19 protein-coding genes are annotated in these 15,198 nt (G+C 32.6%); 6 read left to right on the plus strand and 13 right to left on the minus strand.

What is annotated here, in order from left to right:
- The 6 genes from gcvPB to P8M54_RS08515 form a co-directional block, all read left to right on the plus strand.
- Positions 1-1,528: aminomethyl-transferring glycine dehydrogenase subunit GcvPB (gene gcvPB / locus P8M54_RS08490; RefSeq protein ID WP_300287200.1), on the plus strand; the 1,528-nt coding region annotated here is incomplete at its 5' end.
- A gap of 293 nt (positions 1,529-1,821) precedes the next feature.
- The gene (locus P8M54_RS08495; RefSeq protein ID WP_300287202.1) at positions 1,822-2,880 is read left to right on the plus strand and encodes a 3-oxoacyl-ACP synthase III family protein; all 1,059 of its coding nucleotides are present in this window, start codon (positions 1,822-1,824) and stop codon (positions 2,878-2,880) included.
- 198 nt (positions 2,881-3,078) lie between these two features.
- Complete coding sequence (locus P8M54_RS08500) at positions 3,079-3,606, plus strand: methyltransferase (RefSeq protein ID WP_300287239.1); 528 nt, start codon at positions 3,079-3,081, stop codon at positions 3,604-3,606.
- A gap of 76 nt (positions 3,607-3,682) precedes the next feature.
- Positions 3,683-4,531: a glycosyltransferase family 2 protein gene (locus P8M54_RS08505; RefSeq protein ID WP_300287204.1), complete on the plus strand. Its 849-nt coding sequence runs from the start codon at positions 3,683-3,685 to the stop codon at positions 4,529-4,531.
- A 168-nt stretch (positions 4,532-4,699) separates the two neighbouring features.
- Positions 4,700-5,449, plus strand: a complete 750-nt coding sequence (locus P8M54_RS08510) for an ABC transporter permease (RefSeq protein WP_300287206.1) — start codon at positions 4,700-4,702, stop codon at positions 5,447-5,449.
- Positions 5,446-6,207 carry an ATP-binding cassette domain-containing protein gene (locus P8M54_RS08515; protein ID WP_300287208.1) on the plus strand — a complete coding sequence of 254 codons (762 nt, stop codon included), beginning with the start codon at positions 5,446-5,448 and terminating at the stop codon, positions 6,205-6,207. Before P8M54_RS08510 ends, P8M54_RS08515 begins: the two co-directional genes overlap by 4 nt.
- A gap of 149 nt (positions 6,208-6,356) precedes the next feature.
- On the opposite strand, the gene P8M54_RS08520 is transcribed toward P8M54_RS08515, so the two are convergent.
- The 13 genes from P8M54_RS08520 to P8M54_RS08580 form a co-directional block, all read right to left on the minus strand.
- Entirely contained in the window at positions 6,357-6,908 is a 552-nt protein-coding gene (locus P8M54_RS08520) for a zinc ribbon domain-containing protein (RefSeq protein ID WP_300287211.1), read from the minus strand.
- A 114-nt stretch (positions 6,909-7,022) separates the two neighbouring features.
- Positions 7,023-7,229, minus strand: a complete 207-nt coding sequence (locus P8M54_RS08525) for a hypothetical protein (RefSeq protein ID WP_300287213.1) — start codon at positions 7,227-7,229, stop codon at positions 7,023-7,025.
- Positions 7,230-7,403: 174 nt separating this feature from the next.
- Positions 7,404-7,622, minus strand: coding sequence for a hypothetical protein (locus tag P8M54_RS08530; RefSeq protein WP_300287215.1), 219 nt, complete (start codon positions 7,620-7,622; stop codon positions 7,404-7,406).
- Positions 7,623-7,907: 285 nt separating this feature from the next.
- Positions 7,908-8,294 carry a hypothetical protein gene (locus P8M54_RS08535; protein ID WP_300287217.1) on the minus strand — a complete coding sequence of 129 codons (387 nt, stop codon included), beginning with the start codon at positions 8,292-8,294 and terminating at the stop codon, positions 7,908-7,910.
- A 169-nt stretch (positions 8,295-8,463) separates the two neighbouring features.
- Complete coding sequence (locus P8M54_RS08540) at positions 8,464-8,814, minus strand: VOC family protein (protein ID WP_300287219.1); 351 nt, start codon at positions 8,812-8,814, stop codon at positions 8,464-8,466.
- 228 nt (positions 8,815-9,042) lie between these two features.
- Entirely contained in the window at positions 9,043-9,555 is a 513-nt protein-coding gene (locus P8M54_RS08545; protein ID WP_300287221.1) for a hypothetical protein, read from the minus strand.
- A 233-nt stretch (positions 9,556-9,788) separates the two neighbouring features.
- Positions 9,789-10,049 (minus strand): hypothetical protein, encoded by a 261-nt coding sequence (locus tag P8M54_RS08550; RefSeq protein WP_300287223.1) that lies wholly within the window; start codon positions 10,047-10,049, stop codon positions 9,789-9,791.
- Positions 10,050-10,488: 439 nt separating this feature from the next.
- Complete coding sequence (locus tag P8M54_RS08555) at positions 10,489-11,181, minus strand: hypothetical protein (RefSeq protein ID WP_300287226.1); 693 nt, start codon at positions 11,179-11,181, stop codon at positions 10,489-10,491.
- 222 nt (positions 11,182-11,403) lie between these two features.
- The gene (locus P8M54_RS08560; RefSeq protein WP_300287228.1) at positions 11,404-11,586 is read right to left on the minus strand and encodes a hypothetical protein; all 183 of its coding nucleotides are present in this window, start codon (positions 11,584-11,586) and stop codon (positions 11,404-11,406) included.
- A gap of 100 nt (positions 11,587-11,686) precedes the next feature.
- The gene (locus P8M54_RS08565) at positions 11,687-12,277 is read right to left on the minus strand and encodes a hypothetical protein (RefSeq protein WP_300287230.1); all 591 of its coding nucleotides are present in this window, start codon (positions 12,275-12,277) and stop codon (positions 11,687-11,689) included.
- Between the two features lie 192 nt (positions 12,278-12,469).
- Positions 12,470-12,940 carry a hypothetical protein gene (locus tag P8M54_RS08570; protein WP_300287232.1) on the minus strand — a complete coding sequence of 157 codons (471 nt, stop codon included), beginning with the start codon at positions 12,938-12,940 and terminating at the stop codon, positions 12,470-12,472.
- A gap of 171 nt (positions 12,941-13,111) precedes the next feature.
- Positions 13,112-13,756: an HNH endonuclease gene (locus P8M54_RS08575; RefSeq protein ID WP_300287234.1), complete on the minus strand. Its 645-nt coding sequence runs from the start codon at positions 13,754-13,756 to the stop codon at positions 13,112-13,114.
- The gene (locus tag P8M54_RS08580; protein ID WP_300287236.1) at positions 13,753-14,991 is read right to left on the minus strand and encodes an AAA family ATPase; all 1,239 of its coding nucleotides are present in this window, start codon (positions 14,989-14,991) and stop codon (positions 13,753-13,755) included. The genes P8M54_RS08575 and P8M54_RS08580 overlap by 4 nt, the downstream gene beginning before the upstream one ends.
- Between the last annotated feature and the right edge of the window lie 207 nt (positions 14,992-15,198).

The following is a 15,198-nucleotide window of genomic DNA, read 5'->3' on the forward strand; positions in this document are numbered from 1 at the left end:
AGGAAAAGAAGCATTTGAAGTTTCGGAATATGTTTTAGAAAACAATTACCCGATGCTTTTGAATAGAAAATCAGAGTTCTTGACACATGACGTTTTCAACAAATACCACTCTGAAACAAGTTTGATGCGTTACATCAAAAAATTAGAGCGCAAAGATTTGTCATTGACACACTCAATGATAGCCTTAGGTTCTTGTACCATGAAATTAAACGCAGCTGCTGAAATGTTACCATTAAGTATGCCTTACTGGAACACCATTCACCCATTTGCACCATTGGATCAAGTACAAGGGTACACCAAAATGCTTAAAAAATTAGAGCACCAATTAAATGTAATTACTGGTTTTGCAGGAACGACTTTGCAACCCAACTCTGGAGCACAAGGAGAATACGCTGGTTTAATGACTATTCGTGCGTACCACCACTCAAGAGGAGATCAAAAAAGAACAATCTGTTTGATCCCAGCATCAGCACATGGAACCAATCCAGCATCAGCTGCAATGGCAGGAATGACAATTATCGTTACCAAAACGATGGAAAACGGTAATATTGATGTTGAAGATGTTCGTGAAAAAGCATTGAAATACAAAGACGAATTATCTTGTTTAATGGTAACGTATCCATCTACACATGGTGTATTTGAAAGTGCTATTAGAGAAATCACTCAAATCATCCACGATAACGGTGGTTTAGTTTACATGGACGGTGCCAACATGAATGCACAAGTAGGACTTACAAATCCTGCTACTATTGGTGCTGATGTATGTCACTTAAACTTACACAAAACGTTTGCTATCCCTCACGGTGGTGGTGGACCAGGTGTAGGACCAATTTGTGTAAACGAAAAATTAGTTCCGTTTTTACCATCTAATCCTTTAGTACAAGTTGGAGGTGATCAAGCAATAACTGCCATTTCAGGTGCGCCTTACGGGTCTGCTTTGGTGTGCCTAATCTCTTACGGTTACATTTGCATGTTAGGTGCTGAGGGAATAACGAACGCTACTAAATATGCCATCCTAAACGCAAACTACATGAAAGCTCGTTTAGAGGAGCACTACCCTATTTTATACGTTGGAGAAAAAGGAAGAGCGGCACACGAAATGATTTTGGACTGTAGATCTTTCAAAGAAAAAGGAATTGAAGTATCGGATATCGCTAAGCGTTTAATGGATTACGGATACCATGCTCCAACTGTTTCTTTCCCTGTGGCAGGAACTTTAATGATTGAACCGACAGAATCAGAAGATGTAGCCGAATTAGATCGTTTTTGTGATGCTATGATTGCTATTCGCAAAGAAATCGAAACTGCATCCATTGACGAGCCAAACAATATCTTGAAAAATGCGCCACATACGTTAAATATGTTAACCGCTGACACTTGGGTTTTACCATACACAAGAGAAAAAGCAGCCTATCCGTTAGAGTATGTTGCTGAAAATAAATTCTGGCCTAGTGTTCGTCGTGTAGATGAAACGTATGGTGACAGAAACTTGGTTTGTAGCTGTGCTCCTATCGAGGCATATATGTAATTCCTAAAAAAATAATTGTAAGAATGCCTCGATCTACTCGAGGCATTTTTTTTTGATTAAAAAATTAAAATGCAATTTCTTCAATATTAATCCAATAGTGCTTTTAGCAATAAATTAAAAAAGTCCAAGCAAACCCTCTAGCTTCCCTACGGTATTTTAACATTTCATTGTCAAATAAGCAGTATTAAGGCTAAAAATCTACAATTCCATAATTATATGCACGCATAGTAAATATCATAGCTCGATTTATTTTATTATCTTTAAATTAGCATAAATTTTTGGAAAACAATTCGATGAAAATAAAAATAACTGGAATAGGGAGCTACATTCCTGAAAAGAAAGTAAGCAATACCGACTTTGGAAATCATGTTTTTTTAAATGAAGATGGAAGTCCTTTTGGACGCCCTAATGATATTATTATAAATAAATTCAAAGGGATTACAGGAATAGAGCACAGAAGATATGCTGAGACGAACCAAACTTCATCTGATTTAGCATATTTAGCTTCCGTAAAGGCGATTGCTAACGCTGGGATCGATGCTGAAACTATTGACTATATTATTTTTGCTCACAACTTTGGAGATGTAAAAGCAGGGACTACCCAGTCAGATATGCTTCCCAGTCTAGCAACTAGAGTTAAAAATAAACTCCAAATCAAGAATCCTAAATGTGTAGCTTACGACATCCTTTTTGGCTGTCCAGGCTGGATAGAAGGCGTTCTACAAGCCAATGCCTTTATTAAATCAGGTATGGCAAAACGCTGCTTGGTTATAGGATCAGAAACTTTATCTAGAGTGGTAGATGATCATGATAGAGATTCTATGATCTATTCTGATGGAGCAGGAGTTGCAATTATTGAAGCATCAGAAGACGAAACCGGAATGTTGTCTTATGAAAGTGGGACTTATGCCGCAGATGAAGCTAATTATTTGTTCTTCGGAAAATCCTACAATACTGATTTGGATCCTGACACACGTTACATCAAAATGCACGGACGTAAGATATACGAATTTGCGTTAACTACCGTTCCAGCGGCTATGAAAAGCTGTTTGGACAAAAGCGGAATTGCCATTGACGACGTGAAAAAAATCCTAATTCACCAAGCTAATGAAAAAATGGATGAAGCGATTATCGATCGCTTTTACAAATTATATGACCGTCCGGTACCGCAAGATATCATGCCAATGAGTATTCACGAGTTAGGAAACAGCAGCGTGGCCACCGTACCTACTTTATTTGATTTATTGATTCGTGGCGAAATAAAAGACCAAAGTATCAGCAAAGGAGACATTTTACTTTTTGCTTCGGTGGGTGCAGGAATGAATGTCAATGCATTTGTTTATCGATATTAAAACATAAAATTACATTTATACTAAATCCGGTAGGTTGTCCTAGCGGTTTTTTTATGCGACCTTTTCCTATTTGGTCCTATTCTATTTCAATACAGGGACAAACAGCATAAAATTCTGCTTTAGAAGAAATATATCTTTGTACATTTGCACTTTATAAACCAAAACGAATGAAATTTGTTTTCATTCCTCGCCATGACTATGTACGAAAAAACGTTTCCCAATAAAAGATTCAAGCATACCCTAGCCTTTTTAAAAAACCACGTTACAACTAGCGAAACCATCTTCGATTTAGGTGTACCCAATCCGTTTTCGAAAATCATGATCGAAAATGGTTATACCGTAAAGAACACAACTGGAGAAGATCTAGACACGAATCAAAATGCTTTACAAACGGAAGCTTACGACGTCTTTACCGCCTTCGAAATTTTTGAACATTTACTAAATCCGTTTACCATCCTAGAAAATGTAAAATGTGATAAATTGCTAATTTCTATTCCGTTGCGCCTTTGGTTTTCACCAGCATACCGCAGTAAAACTGATATGTGGGACAGGCATTACCACGAGTTTGAAGATTGGCAATTGGATTGGCTTTTAGAAAAAACAGGGTGGAAAATTGTAGCCAGAGAAAAATTCACACATCCCGTTAAAAAAATAGGTTTCCGACCTTTATTGCGTTATTTCACACCGCGCTATTATATGGTTTACGCTGAAAAAGTTAAGAACTAAGATCATCCTTCCTGATTGCTACCTCTTATATGACTCGCATTACTTGCCTTTATCCGCAAACTAAAAAAAAATTGGAATGAACTATTACATCGTTATACCAGCGCACAACGAAGAAGCATTGATTGGTTTAACCCTTGACTCCTTGGTTAACCAAACACTACTACCTAAAAAAGTAGTTGTTGTGAATGACAATTCAACAGACAAGACTTCTGATATTGTTTTGGCTTTCGCCAAAGAGCATCCGTTTATCAGTTTGGTGGAGAAAAAATCTTCTGCGATTCATTTGCCTGGAAGCAAGGTCATCCACGCCTTTAATGCCGGTTTAGCAACGTCAGATGAAGAATATGATGTGTTGATGAAGGCCGATGCTGATTTAATTTTCCCTACTAATTATTTTGAGACTATCAGCACGCATTTTCAATCTGATCCAACGATTGGAATGGTAGGAGGTTTTTGTTACATAGAAAAAAATGGAGATTGGGTTCTTGAAAATCTGACTGACAAAGACCATATTCGTGGGGCTTTGAAAGCCTACCGAAAAGAGACATTTAAGCAAATAGGAGGTTTAAAAGCACAAATGGGCTGGGATACCGTTGATGAATTACTTTGTAAATTTTACAATTGGAAAGTAGTAACCGATGCTTCTTTGCATGTAAAACACCTAAAACCTACGGGAGCTAATTACAACAAAACAGCGCGTTATAAGCAAGGCGAAGCGTTTTATACACTAGGTTATGGTTTTTTGATTACGGCCATTGCATCAGCTAAGTTGTCGTTCATGAAAAAGAAACCGTTTTTGTTTTTTGACTATATTCAAGGTTTTCTCAAGGCAAAAGCTGCCAAAACTCCTTTAATGGTAACTACAGAGCAGGCAAAATTCATCCGAAGCTACCGTTTAAAGAAGATGAAGGAAAAGCTTTTTTAAGCCCTAACTATTTTTCAACTTACTAGTTACTATTCACTTTTAACTAATTACTATTTACTTGTCACTCACTACTATTCACTTTTCACTAATCACGAGTTTCTAATTACTAGTAACTAATCACTAATTACTACTTACTAATTTTGTAATTTAGCCCATATTCACACAATTATGATGCTCATTCGATATCTAACACAGCTAGGACGCTATTTTTTAATGCTAAAAGAGGTTTTCAACAAGCAAACCAAATGGTCTGTGATGCGCAATCTTATTTTCAAAGAAATAGACGATTTAATCATTGATTCACTTGGAATTGTAGCTTTCATCTCTTTTTTCGTGGGAGGTGTTGTTGCTATTCAAACGGCTTTAAACCTTACCAATCCTTTAATACCTAAATACCTTATTGGCTTTGCCACAAGGCAATCGGTTATTCTAGAGTTTGCACCCACATTCATTTCGGTTATTATGGCTGGAAAAATGGGTTCTTTTATAACTTCCAGTATAGGAACGATGCGAGTAACGGAACAAATAGATGCTTTAGAAGTGATGGGTGTCAACTCTGTTAACTATCTTGTTTTTCCAAAAATTATAGCTTTATTGTTATATCCTTTCGTTATCGGAATCAGTATGTTTTTAGGAATTCTGGGTGGCTGGATGGCTGGTGTATATGGTGGTTTCACCTCGAGTGTAGAATTTATTGAAGGAGCCCAACGGGATTTCATTCCTTTTCATATTGCTTATGCTTTTATTAAGACCTTCATCTTCGCATTTTTATTAGCCACTATTCCGTCTTTTCACGGCTACTATATGAAAGGTGGAGCGCTAGAAGTTGGTAAAGCGAGTACAGTAGCCTTTGTATGGACTTCTGTTTGTATCATACTTTTTAATTATATATTAACGCAATTGTTATTAGGAGCATGATAGAGGTAAAAAACATCGAGAAATCATTTGGAGAAAGCAAAATTCTTAAAGGAATTTCAACCGTTTTTGAAACTGGAAAAACCAATCTTATCATTGGTCAAAGTGGATCTGGGAAAACGGTTTTATTAAAAAGCTTATTAGGAATTCACCGTCCTGAAGTGGGAACTATAGAGTTTGATGGTCGCGTATACGGTAATTTAGATGATGAAGAAAGAAGAGAGCTACGTACCGAAATAGGAATGGTATTTCAAGGAAGTGCCTTGTTCGATTCGATGACCGTAGCTGAAAATGTTGCTTTCCCACTCAAAATGTTCACTCGCGACAACAAAGCAAAAATAAAAGAACGCGTTGACTTTGTACTGAACAGAGTCGCTTTGAACGACGCACATCATAAACTGCCTTCAGAAATCTCCGGAGGTATGCAAAAAAGGGTTGCTATTGCAAGAGCCATTGTAAATAAACCGAAATATCTTTTTTGTGATGAACCTAACTCGGGTCTGGATCCTAATACGGCAACCTTGATCGATAACCTCATCAAAGAAATCACCGAAGAATATGACATTACTACTGTGATCAATACCCACGATATGAACTCGGTTATGGAAATAGGCGATAATATTCTTTTCCTAAAAAATGGTGTAAAAGCATGGCAAGGAAATAAAGAAGAAATATTCAGAACGGATAATGAAGCAGTAGTTGACTTTGTGTACTCATCGAATTTATTTAGAAAAGTACGTGAAGCCTATTTAAAAGAGTAAGTTTATATATTAAGGTACTCTCGACTCTTTCACCATTTTTTTCAATTCCTATTCAAACATAAAAAAAGTACAGCTAGTCTCTAAGACTACTGTACTTTTTTGTTTACCCTATAAACTAGCATTAGCATCAAGCATGCTGCTAATTCAAATTAGCGATACATATCTGGTTTAACAACATATTGTGTTACAAACGCACCATTTTGATCTGAATAGTAGTAGTTTATCGTTACTTCGTTTTCTCTAAATAATTGCATACCGGGATTCGTCTTCACATTTTCGAGTACGGTGGGAAAAAAATATTTTTGTATCGTATCTAACTTCACATCCGCTTTATTGATTCCGACTAAAACATAATTGTATTGAATTGTTTTATTGGGCAAAGCCACTACATTTTTTAAGGTTGTATACTCATCAACAGCCATCGGACAGGTTTTGTTGAATTCGTTTGCAAAATCAGCTAATTTAGTATCAATAGACGGTTTAAATAACGACTGTGTGACGAAAAACATAACAATGAAACTTACAATAAAACCTAAGAATGTTTTTAAATTAAACTTTTTCTTATCCGTATTCTTTTTTACTTTTTCACTGATTTCCTCCACTTCTGGAGCTGCTACTACAGGCAATTGAAAACCACAACTATTGCAATATTTAGAATTACGGTCGTTCTCGGCCTGGCAATTAGTACAGATTGTTTTCATAGTCTAATTTTTATTTTATTGATAGCATTCGCGGTTGTTAAAGCCTTACGTCTTAACGTTTTCCTTTATTCCTATTTTGTCTTTACGTCAGTAAAAACAACTCATTGTTGACACTTAAAACTTTGATTTAAAAGTAACTAACGATTTATCGATTGCTTCTTGAATCGCATTGGTCAGGTTTGCATAGTCATCCCCTTTTTTCCAGTTTCCCTGCATTTTTGTCGCTGTTTGAAATGTTTCTAGTCCTAGCAGTGAATTATCACTCAAATCAACTAACTCACTAGTGATATTGGTATACCCTTGCTTATCTAATTCAATCATTCCATAATAGCTTACTAAGATTCCGTACTTAACTTTTACGTATAGAATTTCGTCGACATTATTTGTGGCTTTTAGCTTTCTGAAATCTCTCTTGCTGTATTTCTTATCCGAATTTGGTTTTTCAAATTTATCTAACGCTGTATAATTTACTGTTTCAGTAATAAATTGAAATTGTTAGTTTTTTGATTTCAAAATGGCTGCAACTTCAGCTTCCATTTTTTCTTGTAAATTAAATTTGGGCTCAATTTGTTTTAAAGGCTCCGAGAATCTATTCCCTGATGTTAAAGCAACATCCAATAAACCTTGCCCTCCAACTATTGCCATTCCTAAGCTATCAACTTGGACAATTACACCTACTTTCTTCGAATTGTAAAATTGTTGATTTAAAGGCATCGTCGTTACACAACTTGTAATTGTAGCAAGAAATAAAAAACAGATGGCTAATTTTTATAGTTTCATTTTTGATTAAATTAAGGGTTTGATTTGTAAACACATAAAGTTTCAAATTTATAATTTTCCCTTACTATTTACTACATTTTTCATTATCAATTTTGAAAAAAACTTCTAATTATATGCAGCACTAATTTTTAAGTACACGATGAAACGGTAGCAGAAAAGATTTAGCATATCGGTTAAACCAAAATTGTATTTTGGCCTAATTACAATCCAACCCAAAGATTATATAAAAAGACATGCAAACAAGGCAACAATTACAGTTATCACACCGATCACAATTCTGAACTTTCTCTGTTGTTCCGCCTTCCTGATATAGCCGTCTTTGCGTAAATCCCAACTAATTAAAATTTCTAGGATTGTTTCGAATGGTTCTAAAATAAAATCACAATAATCATAGCTTAAGTTCGCTTTGGCTTTGGCTTCTAATCTCACTCTTTTTAGTGCTAAATACTTAGCTGTTTTTGTTTTTTGCGGATCAACATTTCTCCTTTGCAGCTCATTTGTAGCAATTAGGACAGCTCTTGGATGCCACTTTGTAGGCGAACCAACTATTTCTAATAGTTCCCGTTCCGATCGATTATTTATAGGAGGAATAAACTCGTCTATCATTTTTTATTTATAAGTAGCAATCTTTCTAGATTCGGGCATTTAGGTCGCAAAACCTAATAAGGTAGCTACCAAGATTATTAAGCTAAGATATAATTTCTTACGAATTCTAAGAACATTTACAATCAAATTTGTAGACTTTTACTACTATTAAGTACTAATCCTTTTATACTTACACATTTTGACCAAATGTTAGCAAATTTTTATCTGGATCGAGCATTGAAAACTCTTTTTGTCCCCAAGGCTGCACTTTTAATTTCCCATTAGGGTGAATTGTTATTTTATTTTCTTGTACTTCTTGATATAGAGTTTCAATATCATTGGTTCGGATATAAACTTGACCGTAATTTTCAAAAATATTGAGCTCTTTAAATTCAAAAAAATGAATCTCTATCTGGTCCTTTTTTACCATTAAGTAACCATCATAATCACCTAATTGTTCAAAGCCTAACTGTTCAACATAGAATTCCCTAGTTGTAATTTTATTTCGCATCGCTAATTTTGGATGTACAGCTGTCAGCATATTAGGTCTTTTAAATTGTTATATTCTCATTCTTTATCAATAGTTTCAACCTCATCATTGTTTCTACTAATTCTTTCAGTTGTATTAGTTTTTCCTTTTAGCAAAACTACTTATAAAGTTAATACCTAATTTCATTAGAAGCTTATCAAACACATTCAAGTCAAATAACTAGAACTACAAAGCACACTACAGCAGTCCTACTTTGCAAACCAATGGTAAGTATTGATTTCATTTTTCTCTTTGTCTATCAATAAATCTTGAAATTCCGTTACTATTCGTAATTAATAGGTATCCAATTAATGTATTAATACTGTGAAAAATCAGCCAAGCTACATCTCGATAATTTTTCAGTAGTTCATTTTGCTGTAGAAATTGAATAATTTCTCGCACTAAGTTTGGGAAACTATTAATTAAAGTTATGCCGCCAAATAATATTATAATAATTTTCAAGACGGTATTTTGTGAGATGGTGATGTCGATTCTACTTTCTGTAAAATGTCTTTCTAATTTTAATCTTGAAACAATCCATTCTGATTTAAAAAGAAAAAGTGATGAAATAAACAAATAGGAAATCAATGCAAATATTCCAAAAAGCATTTCAGGAATAAAGGTATTCCATCCAAGTCCGATTTGAGATGTTAAGAGTAACGAGGCAATTTGAGGAAATATATAGAGGCAATTCATAAAAAGCCAAAGTCCGATTCCTTTTAGCACAATATTCCAAAAAGTATTAATTTTCATTTAATCCCATTTAGTTTAGGTAAATCTATCGTTTATTGGCTTCTACTGTTTGAGGCAAAAGACTATTTTATTAAAAGCGATTGTGTAATAGTAGAAAAACCCTAATTATTTATTTTGGTAAAGAAATCGAGACACGAAAGATAAACTTATTTCGAGCAACTAATTACATCATATTTGCAAAAGACTCATTAACAACTGGCTTTTCATACCTAGTTATTATTTTTCAACAGTTTTCAAAATATATCCTTGTCTTTGCCGTCAATATTGTGATTTATTTTCTGTCCCATACTTGAAGTAACATATCCTGCAACGGTTTCTTTCTTTCGTTGACCGTTTGACAAATAGTCAACGTTTATGGAGCAGTCTCCTTTAATGTCAATCCAAACGGTTTTACTTTGTCCTATTTCTAATTTGTCAATATGTCCGCCGCCGCAACCCACAATAGTAATATCGGTCAAAGTTGTCTGCGTTGCGTTCGTGAATGTTATTCTCATGGTGCCAAGAAGTACAATTACAATCCAACAATAAAAAAACATAATCGGTATATTCAATAACATTAGCCCACCAATTTTTAAAAGTTTTATCTCATTATTTTTATCCTTGTTCGCTTTTAACACTATTAAGATTAAAATTCCAGAATTTATTAGCCCAACCAATACGATAAAGCCGAGACCAAGTAAAGCTAAGTCTAACGAAGATGTCAAGAAGTAAAGTCCAAAAATAATTGTCCCCAGCAGGAATGAAACTAATGCAGTTAGTCGTCCAATTTTTATATGTTGTTCAGTTGTCATGCGCTTGGTGCTATGTTTTGGTACTTGTGGTTGTTGGAAACTGAGGAAAGCGAGTATTTTTCGGCTTAACGAAAACCTGATACGAAACGGTAGTTCCACTAAATTACAGCAAGCTCAAAATGGTGGTTAGCAAACGTATTTATTATTCAGTACAAATGTCGTTATAGAATTCAACTATTTCTTTAATTTTGCTCAAACTAAACTCATTATTCTCTATTTTTTTAACTAAATAGTCACAGTCGTATAGAAATTCAGTTGTGTTTTTGGCCCAACTTTTAAAAACACCATTATTAATACATGTAGCATATTCATCTTTATCGCGTTTCAAATAGTAAAAATCCAGATCTGATTTTGTGTTACTTGCTGACAAGATAGTAGACCCATTATAATTTTGTAAATAATAATTTTTTTCCTTCTGATACAGAGAAACTTTTCCACCGACAACAAGTTCAATAAGTTTCGGTCCATTAAAAGAATCCAATTTCACATATTCATAAGTTTTGTCCATTTCAAATCCAATAAACTTAATTTTTTTTATACTTTCAAAATCCCAAAACTCAGCTTTACTATCATGAGAAATTTTAAATTTAATTCTGTTATTTTTAATAATAGCTAAACCTTCGATAGAATCTCCATCATTAAAAAAAATAATTGACTCTTGAGTTTGACAATAACATTGAAAGTTAATAATAAAAAATATAAATAATACAATAGTATATGTTCGTTTCATTTTCGTAATATTTTTACTAACGTTATGCCACTTTGAGATGGCTGGAAGTTCGTAACCGCTCAATTTTCGGCTTAACGGAAGCTCAATGCGAAATGCTTTTTCCACTAAATTCTAGCTAGCTCAAAATAGTTGTTGGCAGAAGCCTTTGTTTTTTAATTAAATTTAAAGACTAGTTGAAGCAATTCATTTCATAATCTTTTATTAATTCAATTACTCCTTCTTCACCGCTAATTCTTAATTCTTTATAAAGCTAGGTTGTTACTATAATTCAGTTTACGATTGTCAAAATGATAAAAGCCAAATTACTTAATTTAAATTACGAGAAATTTAATTATTGAAATAAAATAAAAATTCTCCCAATACCTTTCCTGTATTATAAATCGCGCCAATTGACAAAATAACTAATAGTATCACTATTGATAAATTAATTGATAATTTTTCATTTTGAGATAAACTTTGATATTTTCGAATGTAAGTATCAATTAAAAAATCATTTTTTTTAGCTTTCATATTTTATTTGTTTTAATACTGTTAAAATATTAATTGTGTTTTTTATTTTCATTTCTATTTTTATAATCTTCCGATACCAATAATAACTGTATATGCTTCTTTAATTATTGAAACAATTTTTTTCGTAGTCAACAATAAATTCAACTAATTTTTCTTCATTTTTAATTTTGATTTCGTCATTTATGATTTTGCCCAATGAAATTTTACAATTAGTAAATTTTGCCAACATTTCCTTTTGAGTTATTAATCGACTAAATCCATTTGGAATTAATTCAATCATATTTTCTTGATTTGGAATTTTGACTAAAAACACTCTATAGATTGTAAAATAGGGGCTTCTTATTGTTTCTTCCTCTACTAATTTATAATATAATTTGACTTTGTTTGAGTAGTATCTTTCCGCAAAAATTTTATTATCAACATTGTCATATGTTTTGACCTTATTATCCTCCATTTTAATCTTGAATGATTTTAAATCTTTTGGATAATAATCTTTTGACACACCATTATTTAAAACGGTTATTTTTTCTTGAATTGATAATATTTTACTGTTTTTGAAAATCATATTTCCCTTGATTAAAATTTGAACACTTAAACTATCATTTTCATTAGTAGTTATTTGTCCATAATAAGTTTGAGAGAAGCAGAATGAAAATTGCAAAAACAATATAGTAAAGGAAAATAATTTCATGTTTTTTGTGTGTTTATTTGTTTCTTTTTTTGAAGATTTTGAGCTTAACTGTCGACCAATGTTAGCCAACTTTAGATGGCTAAAAGTTCGTAACCACTCAATTTTCGGCTTAATGAAAACGTGATGCTAAACGTTAGTTTCCACTAAATTCCAGCTAGCTCAAAATGGCGGTTAGTAGCTGCCCTCTTTTTTCTACAGTAACCATTCAGAATTAATCACGGACTCTTTATTTTCATTTACTTTATCTAAAAAGTTACCAAAATTGCTAGTTGTTAAAGAATGATTGGTTGCTATTTTGTATACAATTTTGCTATCTGATTCCTTGATAACTATTTTCCAAATACGTCTATCATTTCGAGTGTAACTAGTTCTTGTCATTTCAGTAATATTTTCAATAGCGTGCTTAATTACTGTTTTATAATCGATTATATATAAAAAGGCGTCATCAAAGTAAAATTCTGGATTACTAAAGTGAAATTGGTCACCGCCTAACCAAGTAATTCCAGGAGATAATTTGGTCAACTTCCATAAATCTAAATTTGTTCTTTTTTTGAAATCAATTTCTTTGTGTTCTTGAAGATTTTCAAAATAGAGTGAAATTCGTTGAGAGTTTAGCATTAAAAGAATAACGATTACGAACAATGAAATTATAACATATAGCATGAAAGTTAAATTAATTTTTCTTTTAAACGATTTTTTTTAGGTTTGCACTCAACGTCTCGTGGCTTTGCTAGGTTGCGAACTCCGGAACCGAGATTTTTCTGCTAAGATAAAATTTCTTGCGAAAGATAAACTTGAATTTAGCACTTATTTCGCAATCTCGCAAAACCGCTGTTAGGCAACGTTTTTATTATCTTCGTAATATTGTTTTAATGTAAAAGAGAATTCAGTTCTATTTATGAAATCCAAAATTTCGGTTTCAATTAAACGTTTCAATGTTAGGTTAATTGTTAAATGACACTTATCTATTAAGATTTGTAATTCCTCAATTTTTTCTTGTCGTTTATCTCTTAATTCGGGTCTGTTTAATTCAAACGTTCTCCAAGTTATTTCACCTCTCTGACTCCCATTTATATGACAAATAATTGGACCAAAAGCTCTAATATGTTCATTTGTTTTGTCTTTATATGGATTTAGAAATTTACAGCTTCTGTCAAGAAGAGCTCTTTTTTTATTATTACACCAATAACAGCCTAAAGTAAGGTTTGACCAAGTAAAAGTTAGTCTTGGAAAAATAGATTTAGGTATAATATGTTCAATGTCGCCAGGGTAAATATGTGTTATTTTACTCTCGCAATATGCACATTTCTCATTTGTCTCATTTTTTAAAATGTCCTTAATTTGTGTTTTATTGTAACGACTTTGTTTAGTTTTATTTATAACATTTGTACTATAATATTCTTTCATTAAATCGGAAGTCCAAACATCTCCATTATCTATTAATAATTGAGGTTTAGCTAATTTTTTAAGCTCAATCATTTTTTTCTAGTTATTAATTCGACAACTGCTTGATTTACATATTTATCTAAACCTATTGTGTTCAACTCATTCTTGAATTCTTGAATGTTTTCAGCACTTATACCAGTAGTCGAATATTTATTAATGATTTTATCAATGCTATCATCAACCCATTCAGGAGTTGTTGTTTCAATTCCTAACACTTGTCTTAAGATTTCATTTGCTGTTCCTGATTTCTCAACACTTTCTAATAATTCGGACTGTACTTTATTCTCATTATTATAAACAAGAGCATAAACATTTGAATCGTTTACTGATGAAATAATAAACGGGTTATGAGATGCAACAATAAATTGTACATTTGGAAATGCCTTTAAAAAATTTGGTAAAAGTGTTTTTTGCATTTCTGGATGCAAATGATTCTCAGGTTCATCAAATGATACAATAAAAGACTCGTCAGTTTCATCGAACATATATACCTGCCAAGCCAAATCGATTATTGAAGCTATTCCTCCTGAGACGGCATCAATACTAAATTCACCAGATTCAGTTTCTAAAATAACCTCTGGGATTCTTATTGATAGAGATTTGAAACCTAATTTTGGAGGAAGTACTATTTTGAGAATATCAATAAATCCTTCATAAATTCTAATGGCTTCTTGATTGGCATTTACTATTTGATTTCCGTAACCTAATGCAGCTAAAGAAATTAATGTTTCTTTTATAAAATATGTTTCCGATTTATCAGTTCGCCCTCCAAAGTATCTTTGAACTTGTGAGTTTCTATAATTTTGAAAAGCTTGTCTTTTAGTAATTACATTTGTCGAAATATTAGGTACCGATTGATATTTATAAATTGGCCTATGGGAAGGAATATTGAATCCTTTTAAAGCCTGAGCTTTTTCAATTTGTATGTTATAAACTGTTCCAATTGCTTTTGGAATTAATAAATTTGTTAATAAACCATTCTCATAAGTTAATGTACCAATTTTATCAGGCACATTATTAATTGGTAATTCAGGGATTTCAAAAAGGCTTTTCCAAAATCCTGTTAGATATTTTAGACCACCAGTTTTTTTATCTCTTTTTGCAGTTCCAACAAGTTGATTCTGCCATCCAAAATGTTGGTTAATTATATTAAGAATTGTAGTTTTTCCTGCTCCGTTTGCACCAGTCAAAATTGTTAATCTATTATGAAAATCAATTTTAATATTGTCAAACTGTCTCCAAGATTCTATGCTAATTGATTTTATCATAACTATTATATTGGTTATTGAATTCTCCTATTTTTCTCAAAATGTTGCCTAACGTCAGTCTGTGAAAATACTTCTGTTTCTTGATTTGTCAAATAAATTTATGCTATCTAACTTAACTTCATAATTTCTGTTAGTAAGTTTTGAATTTGATAATTTTACGTTTGATGCGCAACTTGCTAAAATTAAAACTAATAATACTTTAAAATA

Source organism: Flavobacterium sp. (assembly GCF_029242675.1).
Taxonomy (GTDB): domain Bacteria; phylum Bacteroidota; class Bacteroidia; order Flavobacteriales; family Flavobacteriaceae; genus Flavobacterium.